The organism is Mycobacterium asiaticum, from assembly GCF_001673635.1.
Lineage (GTDB): Bacteria > Actinomycetota > Actinomycetes > Mycobacteriales > Mycobacteriaceae > Mycobacterium > Mycobacterium asiaticum_C.
Window position 1 is genome coordinate 100957 of record NZ_LZMH01000061.1, and the last position, 11543, is coordinate 112499.

An 11543-nucleotide genomic window follows, 5' to 3' on the forward strand; every position below is an offset into this window, starting at 1 on the left:
CCGTAGCAATTCTTGTCCACACCGATTTCGTGGCGTTGTATGGCGGTCAGCAGCAGTGATGTCCTAACACCCCGCAGTGATCCACAAGTTCTCCACACCCCCCTTAACACTGGTGTCGATGGATATGCACACACGATGCACAGCTTCATGAACAGAGGCCCTTGGAGGATGCGCCAGCAACGTTTACGTTCATCCCGGCGCCTTGGCCAATTGGGGCCATGAGGTGGGACGGGGGTGGGTGTCAGTGCCTTGACTTACGCTCTGAATCGCATTCTTCGAATATATGTTCGGTGCTAAGTCAAGAGGAGGTGAGGGCCGATGGCGGTCGTTGACGATCTGCCACACCCTGGGATGGATTCCCCGCCTCCGAGTGAGGATTACGGTCGTCAGCCGCCCCAGGATCTCGCCGCAGAGCAGTCGGTGCTGGGCGGGATGCTGCTCAGCAAGGACGCCATCGCCGACGTCCTGGAGCGGCTGCGGCCCGGCGATTTCTACCGGCCCGCTCATCAGAACGTCTATGACGCAATCCTGGATCTCTACGGCCGAGGCGAGCCGGCCGATGCCGTGACGGTGGCCGCCGAGTTGGATCGCCGCGGCCTGCTGCGCCGCATCGGCGGGGCGCCGTATCTGCACACCCTGATCTCCACGGTGCCCACGGCGGCCAACGCCGGCTACTACGCCACCATCGTCGCCGAGAAGGCCTTGCTGCGGCGCTTGGTCGAGGCCGGCACGCGGGTGGTGCAGTACGGCTATGCCGGGGCCGACGGCGCTGATGTGGCCGAGATCGTCGACCGGGCGCAGGCCGAGATCTACGAGGTGGCCGAGCGGCGGACGTCCGAAGACTTCGTGCCGCTCGAGGACCTGTTGCAGCCGACGATGGACGAGATCGACGCGATTGCGTCCAACGGCGGCATCTCGCGCGGGGTGCCGACCGGCTTTACGGAGCTGGACGAGGTCACTAATGGGCTGCACCCGGGGCAGATGATCATCGTTGCGGCGAGGCCGGGTGTGGGGAAAGCGCTCGCGTTGAACACCCCACTGCCCACTTCATACGGCTGGACGACGATGGGTGATGTCGCGGTCGGTGACTGGCTCCTCGACGCGGAGGGCATCCCAACTCAGGTCATGGCGGCGACGGAGGTCATGCTGGGCCGCCCCTGCTACGAAATCGAATTCTCGGACGGCACGGCTATCGTCGCGGACGCAAATCACCTTTGGCCGACCGGCTGGGGTATTCGAACGTCAGCACAGCTGCGCAGCGGTATGGACACCATCGCGCCGGCAGGATCGTTCGGACAGGGCGTCGCCGTGCTCGCGCCCGTGCTGCAGATCAAGTCGGTACGCCGAGTGCCCAGTGTCCCCGTGCGTTGCGTCGAGGTGGACAACGACCAACACCTCTACCTTGCCGGCGAGGGGATGGTGCCGACGCACAATTCCACGCTCGGCCTGGATTTCATGCGCTCATGCTCGATCAAGCACCGGATGGCCAGCGTCATCTTCTCGCTGGAGATGAGCAAGTCCGAGATCGTCATGCGACTGCTGTCGGCGGAGGCCAAGATCAAGCTGGCCGATATGCGGTCGGGCCGGATGACCGATGACGACTGGACGCGGCTGGCGCGGCGGATGAGCGAAATCTCTGAAGCGCCGCTGTATATCGACGATTCACCGAACCTGACGATGATGGAGATCCGTGCCAAGGCGCGGCGGCTGCGGCAGAAGGCCAACCTGAAGCTTGTCGTAGTGGACTACCTGCAGCTGATGACCTCCGGCAAGAAGGTCGAGTCACGCCAGATTGAAGTGTCCGAGTTCTCCAGGCACCTCAAGCTTTTGGCCAAGGAACTCGAGGTACCGGTGGTAGCGATCAGCCAGCTGAACCGCGGTCCCGAACAGCGGACCGACAAGAAGCCGATGCTGTCTGACCTCCGTGAGTCGGGGTGTCTGACGGCGGCCACCAGGATCCTGCGCGCCGACACCGGAGCGGAGGTGACGTTCGGTGAGCTGATGCGCACCGGCGAGCGACCGTTGGTGTGGTCGTTGGATGAACAGCTGCGCATGGTGGCTCGGCCGATGACCAACGTCTTCCCGAGTGGGCGCAAGGAGGTGTTCCGGCTCCGGCTGGCGTCCGGGCGTGAGGTCGAGGCCACCGGTAACCACCCTTTCATGAAGCTCGAAGGCTGGACTCCGTTGGAGCAGCTCAAGATCGGTGACCGCATCGCGGCACCGCGGCGGGTGCCCGAGCCTGTGAACACGCAGCGCATGGAGGAGTCGGAAGTCATCCTGCTTGCGCACATGATCGGCGACGGATCGTGCGTGAAGCGCCAGCCCATCCGCTACGCGTCGGCGGACGAAGCCAACCTACTCGCGGTGACCTCGGCCATGCGGTTCGGCGTGACAGCGGTGCGCGACGAGTATCCGGCGGCACGCGTCACGACCCTTCGGATGCCGGCCCCGTGCCGGCTGGCACGCGGTCAGCGCAATCCGATCGCCGCCTGGCTCGACGGTCTGGGATTGTTCGGTAAGCGCAGTCACGAGAAGTTCGTGCCCGCAGCGGTTTTCCGTGCGCCCAACGATCAGGTGGCGCTGTTCCTGCGGCATCTGTGGGCGACGGACGGGTCCGTGCGTTGGGACGGCAAGGTGGGCGAAGGGCGCATCTACTACGCGACGACAAGCCGACGTTTGGCCGATGATGTGACGCACTTGCTGTTGCGTGTCGGTGTTTTCGCACGCATCAAGCTTGCGAAAAAGCATGGGTACCGGGATTCGTGGCACGTGCACATCTATGGTGCCGAGAATCAACTCAGGTTCCTTCGCCACGTCGGTGTGCATGGTGCGAAATCGGCACCGGCGCAAGAGGTGGTGTCGCATCTCGAGCAGGTGGTGCGTAATCCGAACCTCGACACGGTGCCGCAGGGCGTATGGGTTCAAGTTCGGGATGCGTTGAGCCGAAAGCGGTTAACGCATCGTCAGTTTGCCGCCGCGATGGGTACCCAGTTCTGCGGGTCGACAATGTGGAAGCGTGCGCCGAGCCGCTCGAGGTTGCACCGCGCCGCAGCGGTGCTCGAGGACCGTGACGTTCATGCGCTGGCCACCAGCGACGTTTACTGGGACACGGTTGTCGAGATCAGCAGCCTGGGCGAAGACGATGTTTACGACGGAACCGTCAGCGGCACACACAATTTCGTAGCCAACGGCATTGGGGTTCACAACTCGCTAGAACAAGATGCGGATATGGTGATTCTGTTGAATCGCCCCGACGCCTTCGAGCGGGACGACCCACGCGGGGGCGAAGCAGACTTCATTCTAGCCAAACACCGTAACGGTCCGACCAAGACAGTGACCGTCGCACACCAGTTGCACCTGTCGCGGTTCGCCAATATGGCGAGGTGAGGTACTGGGACGGCGCGTTCTCGTTGCTGACATTTCGCGACGTAGGTGACCTTGAATTCATTCCGGTCACGTGCGGGTCCGTCGTCGGAATTAGTCCGCGCCGTCAGGCATGCCCTGGCCACCCGCGACGAATTGCGCGCCGCGACAGGGCCATTGGCCTGACTGCAGGCATCCGCCCCCGCTAGGTTCGATCGCCTGTCGGACGGCATCGGTCCGTCACGTAATGTGCAGACCGTGGATATCAACGGAGCTAGCGCAATCGTCACTGGAGGCGCGTCGGGGATTGGAGCCGCGACCGCCCGCCAACTCGCCGCCAAGGGTGCCCGGGTCGTCGTCGCCGACCTGCAGGCCGAACGCGGACAGGAACTCGCCCACGAGATCGGCGGCGTGTTCGTCAACGTCGACGTGACGAACACCGAACAGATCGAAGACGCCGTCAACACCGCAGTCGACCTCGGGCCGCTGCGGGCGCTGGTGAACTCGGCGGGTGTGGGGTGGGCACAGCGCACCATCGGCAAGGACGGTGAGTTCGCCTCTGCGCACAACCTGGACGCGTACAAGAAGGTGCTTGCGATCAACCTGGTCGGCACGTTCGACTGCATCCGACTGGCCGCCACCGCGATGAGCCGCAACGAGCCGACCGAGACCGGTGAACGCGGGGCGATCGTGAACATGACCAGTGTCGCGGCCTTCGACGGACAAATCGGACAAGCCGCCTATTCTTCCTCCAAGGGCGGCGTCGTCGGATTGACCCTGCCGGTTGCACGCGACTTGTCCGCGGTCGGTATCCGAGTCAACACCGTGGCGCCCGGCCTCATTGACACTCCGATCTACGGTGAAGGCGAACATTCCGAGGCCTTCAAGGCGAAGCTGGGCGAGTCCGTGCTCTTTCCGCACCGGCTTGGCAAGCCCGATGAATTGGCTTCCATGGTCATCGAATTGATCACCAACTCGTACATGAACGCTGAAGTCGTTCGTGTCGACGGCGGAATTCGGATGCCACCGAAGTAGATCCCGCCGCTACACCACTGTCCGGTAGGTCAGTGAGTCCCGAGACGGGACCGCCGCGGGGATCGGGCGATGTCAGTGGGTCGGTGCACCCTTGCTCGTAACCACGAGAGAAGGTACGAGGAGAAGGGTAGCGGGATATGTGCTGGCAGTGCGACAACCCCCACGGCACCATCGATGATTACCTGAACGAGTTGCGCGACATCATCGCGGATCACGGTTGGGTGGTGCAGTACGTCGAGCACGACGCACGGCCGTTTGCGTACACGATCGGGTTGACTGATCGGGGTCTGCCCGAATTGCTGATCACCGGGATGCTCCCGCAGCGGTCGACGCGCATCTTGAATTCGATCGCACACCAGATCGTTGACGACGGCATGGTCCTGCAGCCCGCCGTACACATCGATTATCAGGGCGAATTCCTGCTCGAGGTGGTCGAGGTCGAACACCCGGACGTGCACCTGAAATTCGCGGTTCGGTTGTGCGAGCCGCCCCTCCGTGCGTTTCAACTGGTCTGGACCGACGATCGGCGCCGTTGGCCGTGGGATCGCGGGTGGAGTCACGGGCGACGCCGGCAGCCGGTACTGGGGATCCGCACTCCGCTGACGGGGTGAGGATAAAAACGTCGCGGCATGAAGTTACGGAATAGCTTGTCCTGCAACGCTATCGCGGCGCGCAGAGCAACCGCCTAATCGCGCTTCAGCCCACGATCGGGCGCGCTCATGTCACCGGTGGCGGGCGTGCCGTCGGCCAGGCCGTAGCGCAGCAGGACCGTGCCCTTCCCACCGGCCGCGGGCGGTTCGAGCAGGGTGAGATTGGTAGGTACCGCGCCAGCGGCGAACACCTTTTTGCCGACGCCGAGCATAAGGGGGTGCAGCCAGAGGTCGATTCGGTCAAAAAGCCGCTCGCGCAACAACGTCTGTACCAGATCCAGGCTGCCGACGACCTTGATGTGCTCATGCCGATCACGGATATCGCGCACGGCGGCGGCCAGGTCCGCGCCGAGCTGGGTTGACCCGTTCCACGAGAGGTTCGGCCGGCCGCGCGAAGCCACATACTTCGGGACCCGGTTGAACAGTGTCGCGATTTCGCTGTCCTCGCCGCCTTCCTGGTGCGGCCAGTATGCGGCGAAGATGTCGTAGGTCCGCCGACCCAGCAGAAGCGCGTCGGTGCCCTCGTACGCGGCACCAACCTGCGCTCCGGCCACCTCGTCCATCAAGGGCGCCTGCCAGCCGCCGAACGAGAATCCGGCCGGATCCTCGTCGGGGCCGCCGGGCGCCTGCCCGACAAGGTCGAGGGTCGCGAACAGCTCGAGGTGAATGAGGCCCATGCGTTGCTCCCAGATTGCGTCAGTGCGGTCGGCAAGTCTGACCGCTGACCGCCGGCAAACTCATCGCGGCGGCCACCTTCAGTCGTCAGACGAATCTCGGTGCTGTGCCTCGACGGCGGCCAACACGTCTTGGGACGCCTGCGCAAATACCGCGAGACGCTCCGGCCCCAGCACGTCGACGAAGAGCTCCTTCACCCGGGCCGCGTTCGCGGGCGCCGCCGACTCGATCGCCGCGCGCCCAGCCGTCGTGAGCACGATCTGGGGGTACCGGGCATCAGCACCGGAATCCATCTCGCGGCTGATCAGGCCGCGCTTTTCCATTCGGCTGAGGTGGTGGGACAGCCGGCTCTTCTCCCACATCGTGGCCCGGCCGAGTTCGTAGGCGCGCATCCGACCACCCGGCGCCTCGGAAAGGTTCACCAGGATCTCGAAGTCGGAGTCGGATAAGCCGAAATCGCGCTGCAGGCATCTGCCCAGGTGTCGGTGCAGGAGGTGGTGCATGTCGACGAAGCTCCGCCAGGCAGCCAGCTCGTCCCGGTTGAGGTGCCACCGCTCGGTCATGCAATGCAGCGTACCCGCACGGGTTGACATATCAACCTGCCCGCCGTAGCGTGGGATGGGTTGACATATCAACCAGGAGGCAGAGAAATGACAACCAAGAAGTTGATCGCAGTGGTGGGGGCGACCGGATCCCAAGGCGGGGGCCTGGTCAAAGCAATCCTCGACGATCAGCACGGCCGGTTCGGGGTGCGTGCGCTGACGCGCAACCCGCAGTCGACCGCCGCCCGCAACTGGGCCGACGCAGGCGCGGAAGTGGTGGCCGCCGACCTCGACGACGGCGCAAGCCTGCGCAGCGCTTTCGAGGGCGCGCACGGGGCGTTCATCGTCACCAACTACTGGGCGCCGCTGTCGGAGGAGGACGAGGGCATCCGGACACGAGCCGAAAGGGAACTGGCGCAGGCCGATACGGGCGCGCTCGCGGCCAAGCAGGCCGGCGTCGAGCACGTGGTCTGGTCGACGCTGGAGGACACGCGCGACCACTTCGGTGACGACGACCGCGTGCCGACCGTCGACGAGCGCTACAAGGTGCCGCATTTCGACGCAAAGGCAGAGGCGGACGAGTTCTTCCGCGAGTACGACGTGCCGACCACGTTCCTGCGCAGCACCCTGTTCTTCGAGGGTTTCGCCGACGCGCTGGCACCTGTTCGAGGAGACGACGGTCAACTCCGGCTGATGCTGCCGATGGCCGACCAACGCTTGTCGGGCATTGCCGTCGCAGACATCGGAAAGACGGCGCTGCAGATCTTCGCGCGCGGCACGGCCTACATCGGCCAGACCGTCAGCATCGCCGGTGACCACCTGACGGGTCAGGAATACGCGTCAGCGCTGAGCGATGCGATGGGCGAAACCGTCAGCTACCAGCCGCCGGCTTGGGACGATTTCCGCGGGCAGGGATTTCCCGGCGCGGTTGAAATGGGCAACATGTTCCAGTACTACGCGGAGAACTCGGCACGCTTCGTCGGCGACCGCGATCTGGCTCAGGTGCGCGAGCTCAACCCGGACCTGCAGTCTTTCCGCGACTGGCTTGCGTTGCACCGGAAGGACTTTCAGGTGGACCAGTGAGGCGTCGCCAGAGCAGCGACAGCATCAGCGCGATCGCTCCGGCCAGCGCCGCGATCAGGATGGGAGTGGTTTGATGCAGGCGCACCGCGATGGCAACCAGCGCCCAGACCACAACCAGCGCGTAGGCGGTATCTCCCCGGAAGCTCATCGTCAAACCGAGGGCGGTCGCCACCACGATCATGATCACCCCCCAAGTGGGCTCCGACAGACCGAATCCATTCCAGCCCGCGGCGTCGAGCGTGATCGTCGCGTTGGCGATGGTGGCCACCGAGACCCAACCCAGGTAGACCCGAAAGGGAATGTGCACCGCCCACCGCTCGATCGTCGAAGCGGGTGGGCGGGCGTCCTGCAGTCGGTGGATGACGATCAGTGCGCCCAGCAGCACCGCCATCAGCGCCATGCTCAGCGGGAATCGGTTGTAATGCCATGCGAACAGCCATGAACAGTTGGCCAACGCCGTCAGCAGATACCAGGGAGCTATCGCTCGCGCGGCGCCGCTGTCGGTGCGCCGCTTGCCCGCGGTGATACCGAGATAGACGGTGTAGGCGATCAACCCCGCGTAGATGACGCTCCATATAGAGAAGGCATAACCGGCCGGCACGAAGTAGACCTGAAAGCGGCGGGTGACGTCACCCGTGCTCTGGCCGTTGATGGGCAACGCGTTGGCCAGGCTGTTGACGAAAAGCGTCGCCACGGTGGCCAGGCCGACCGCGGCCGGCACGAGCAATCTGGACATCGAACGGTTGTCGAGGGCTTCGCTGACCATAGCGACCCGTTTGCCCGTTGCCGACGTCTTCGAACCAGCCCCGGAGAAAGACGGGATTAGTCCGTGCGCAATACGGCAATACCTCACCGCGTCGAAGACGCTACCGTCGTCGACTCCGCATCCGGTCGCCGGATGTCCCGGACGACGAGATGAGCCATAGACGTGTTCGCGAATGCCGCTACGCCGCACTCCCTCTCGAAGCGGAGGGCGTGACATGGGCGCAGCGGTTGCCGTTCATTTCTTCCTGGAACTTGCCGTCATCCTGGTGGCCTGCCGTGTCGTGGGGCTGTTGGCACAACGCCTGGGTCAACCTCAGGTCGTAGGCGAAATGCTGGCCGGTGTGGTTCTCGGGCCTTCGCTGCTGGGACGGATAGCGCCCGGCGTGCAGCAGGAGCTTTTCCCACCGGGTGCGGCCAATGTCGTGCTGTTCACCGCGGCGCAGATCGGCCTGGTGCTGTACATGTTCCTGGTCGGCCTCAACTTCGATATCAACCTGGTCAAACACCGCGCCGGTACCGCAGCGGTGGTCTCCGCTGCCGGCATTTTCGTGCCGCTGGCGCTGGGTGCGGTGCTGGCCGTGCCGCTGGTCGCCGGCGGCGGCTTCTTCGCGAAAAACACCACCTTGGCCATGGCGATGATGTTCCTCGGGGCGTCGATCGCTACCACCGCGTTCCCGATGCTCGCCCGAATCATTTTTGAAAAAAAGCTCTCCGGAACACCTTTGGGCACGCTAGCCCTCGCATGCGGTGCAACCGACGACGCTCTGTCGTGGTGCATCCTGGCGATAGTGCTGGCCATGCACCGGGGCAATCCCGCAACGGCACTGATCGCGATAGTCGGCGGAATCCTCTACACGGTGGTGGTGCTGACGCTCGGTCGCCGGACACTGAATGTTCTCGGGCCGATGTCCGAACGCCGCAACACGGTCAGTCCAGCGGTCCTCAGCGTCGTCCTCGTCCTGCTGATGCTGTGCTCCTGGTTCACCGACACGATCGGGATCTACGCGATCTTCGGTGCGTTCATCCTGGGCGTCGCCATGCCGTCCGGCTTCTTTGCCAAACACGTCACCGCCAACTTGGAGCCGGTCACGACGACGCTGTTGCTGCCGCTGTTCTTCGTCTATTCGGGGTTGAACACCGAGATCGGTCTGGTGAACACCCCGCAGTTGTGGGGCGTGACTCTGGGCATCCTCGTCGTTGCGATCGCGGCGAAAGGAATCGCCTGCACTCTGGCCGCCCGGCTGCGGAAGGTGTCATTGCGTGAATCGGTCGCGCTGGGTTCGTTGATGAATGCCCGCGGCCTGATCGAACTCATCCTGCTCAACATCGGTCTCGAGGCCGGGATCATCACTCCGACGCTGTTCACCATCCTGGTGATGGTCGCCATTGTCACCACGCTCATGACGTCGCCGATATTCGAGTTCGCCTACGGACGGCACCGGGCGGCGGCTGACGACACAAAGACGGAAAGCCAGCCGGCAACCGCTAGCCGGTTGGCCGTGTAGCGAAATCAACATCGGGGTATTTAAAGCGTTCAGTGTCGAGGGGAGTAAGTGCGTGGAGATGCGAGCGCAGCTGTCACAGCTGAGCCCCGAGGCTCGGGCGGCTCTGGCCAGACGAATACGGAGTCAGCTGGCCAAGGATGACTCCGGCGCCGATCACGACCTCGTCATCGTCGGCGGTGGGGTCGCCGCCCTCACACTGGCGCTGGAGATTCGCTCGGCCCGACCCGGGACGCGGGTCTTGATCATCGAGGCGACCGCTCACCCGGTGCCCGAGATCACCCACACGGTCGGCGAGTCGACCGTCGAGATCTCCGCGCATTACCTGCGCGAACGAATCGGCCTGCACGAGCACCTGCGCACCGCTCAGCTTCGCAAGATGGGGCTGCGGATGTTCTTTACCCAGGACGGCAACACCGACATCGCCCGACGGATGGAACTGGGTAGTTCCAGCTTCGTACCCCAGGTGACTTATCAAATCGACCGCGGCAGACTGGAAAACGAACTCAATCGGCGATGCGTGTCCGACGGCGTCGAAATCACCTGCGGCCGAGTCCGATCCGTTGACATCGGCCGCGAGCGCGGGCCGCACACGGTGACCTTCCAAGACGACGACTCGACCACCAGCACCAAGGCTCGCTGGGTGGTGGACGCCTCAGGGCGAAACCGCGCGCTGTCCCGCCAACTCGACCTGAGGCGCGCCACCGAGCATCACTGCAATGCCGCCTGGCTGCGCGTCGCCGTCGAACTCGACGTGGGCCAGTGGACCACCGATCCGACATGGCACACCCGGCTGGTCGAGGGTGACCGCGCTCTGTCCACGAACCACCTGATGGGCGACGGTTACTGGGTATGGCTGATCCGCCTCGCCTCCGGTGCCACCAGCGTCGGCATCGTCGCCGACCCCGCGATCCATCCGTTCGACACCTTCAACACGCTGCCGAAGGCCAAGGCATGGCTACGCGAACACGAACCGCAGTGCGCGGACGAACTGGCCAGGCACGACGACCTGATCCGGGACTTCCGGGTGATGAAGCACTACAGCCACACCGCCGCCAAGGTGTTCGACGGCCGTCAGAGGTGGTGCCTGACCGGTGATGCGGGAGTCTTCCTGGACCCGTTGTATTCCTCGGGACTCGACCTCGTCGCGATCGGCAATGGCCTCATCACCGACATGATCGTTCGCGACCTCGAGGGCGAGGACGTGGTAGCGCGAGCCGGGATCAGTGATTCCCTGTTCCGCTCCCTCACCCAGATGTGGATCGCGGTGTATCAAGACCAGTACCCGCTCATGGGCACCCCGAAGGTGATGTCAGCCAAGGTCATCTGGGACATCGCGTTCTATTGGGGATTCATCGGCTTGCTGTACCGAAATGGAAAATTCGTGACGGTGGCAGACGATCCCGCCGTCGTCCCACACCTCGATGGGCTCATCGAACTCAGCAACCGGGTACAGCGGTTCTTCCGCGAGTGGGCCGAGGTGGAGAGTAAAGATTCGCCGGTCGGATTCGTCGACCTGTACTCGCCGCTGAATTTCATGGTCGCCCTGCATGAAGCGATGATGGGCTTGGCGCCGAACTTCGCCGAGCGGTTCGATGCCAACTCCCGGATGCTCCGCCAGCTGGCGGGCCAGCTGGTCGAGACCGTTCTAGCGGACAAAACCCATATGTTCTGGGATGACGCCGTCGTGCGGCAAGTCCAGGCGTGGCAGCGGGATCCGCTGTTGCGGGAGTTGCGATCGATTTATCGGGACGCCCAGCCCACCAATCCGCTCAGCCGAGACTGGATCCTCACCGCGGTCCCTGAGCTACGACCAGGTTGAGCGGGCGGGAAAATTCGACCCATCCATCGTCGTTCCGGCAACGAATTACCTGGGGCCGTGCCACGCACGGCGGCAGTGCCGATTACGACGGGAGGGCAATTGATGG

The 11543-nt window shown here is 64.0% G+C and carries 9 protein-coding genes; 6 read left to right on the forward strand and 3 right to left on the reverse strand.

Annotated features, from left to right (window positions below):
• Positions 1-318: 318 nt before the first annotated feature.
• The 3 genes from A5645_RS17600 to A5645_RS17610 all read left to right on the forward strand — a co-directional run bounded on the left by A5645_RS17600 (position 319) and on the right by A5645_RS17610 (position 5009).
• Positions 319-3387 carry a replicative DNA helicase gene (locus A5645_RS17600; RefSeq protein ID WP_065130471.1) on the forward strand — a complete coding sequence of 1023 codons (3069 nt, stop codon included), beginning with the start codon at positions 319-321 and terminating at the stop codon, positions 3385-3387.
• Between the two features lie 234 nt (positions 3388-3621).
• Positions 3622-4398, forward strand: a complete 777-nt coding sequence (locus A5645_RS17605) for an SDR family NAD(P)-dependent oxidoreductase (RefSeq protein WP_065034297.1) — start codon at positions 3622-3624, stop codon at positions 4396-4398.
• Between the two features lie 137 nt (positions 4399-4535).
• Positions 4536-5009, forward strand: a complete 474-nt coding sequence (locus tag A5645_RS17610; RefSeq protein WP_065034252.1) for a DUF4262 domain-containing protein — start codon at positions 4536-4538, stop codon at positions 5007-5009.
• Positions 5010-5083: 74 nt separating this feature from the next.
• Here the strand turns inward: A5645_RS17610 and A5645_RS17615 are convergent, their stop codons facing one another.
• Together A5645_RS17615 and A5645_RS17620 are read right to left on the reverse strand one after the other, a co-directional pair.
• Positions 5084-5725, reverse strand: coding sequence for a dihydrofolate reductase family protein (locus tag A5645_RS17615; RefSeq protein WP_065130472.1), 642 nt, complete (start codon positions 5723-5725; stop codon positions 5084-5086).
• Between the two features lie 78 nt (positions 5726-5803).
• Entirely contained in the window at positions 5804-6286 is a 483-nt protein-coding gene (locus A5645_RS17620) for a MarR family winged helix-turn-helix transcriptional regulator (protein WP_065034250.1), read from the reverse strand.
• Between the two features lie 87 nt (positions 6287-6373).
• On the opposite strand from A5645_RS17620, the gene A5645_RS17625 reads away from it, so the two are divergent.
• Positions 6374-7348, forward strand: coding sequence for an NmrA/HSCARG family protein (locus tag A5645_RS17625; protein WP_065130473.1), 975 nt, complete (start codon positions 6374-6376; stop codon positions 7346-7348).
• On the opposite strand, the gene A5645_RS17630 is transcribed toward A5645_RS17625, so the two are convergent.
• On the reverse strand, positions 7278-8084 hold the full coding sequence (locus A5645_RS17630) for a TspO/MBR family protein (RefSeq protein WP_436405507.1): 807 nt from the start codon (positions 8082-8084) through the stop codon (positions 7278-7280). The genes A5645_RS17625 and A5645_RS17630 overlap by 71 nt on opposite strands.
• Positions 8085-8328: 244 nt before the next feature.
• Here A5645_RS17630 and A5645_RS17635 point away from each other — a divergent pair, with 244 nt between their 5' ends.
• Together A5645_RS17635 and A5645_RS17640 are read left to right on the forward strand one after the other, a co-directional pair.
• The gene (locus A5645_RS17635) at positions 8329-9618 is read left to right on the forward strand and encodes a cation:proton antiporter (RefSeq protein WP_065130474.1); all 1290 of its coding nucleotides are present in this window, start codon (positions 8329-8331) and stop codon (positions 9616-9618) included.
• Positions 9619-9676: 58 nt separating this feature from the next.
• On the forward strand, positions 9677-11437 hold the full coding sequence (locus A5645_RS17640) for an NAD(P)/FAD-dependent oxidoreductase (protein WP_065130475.1): 1761 nt from the start codon (positions 9677-9679) through the stop codon (positions 11435-11437).
• Positions 11438-11543 lie beyond the last annotated feature (106 nt).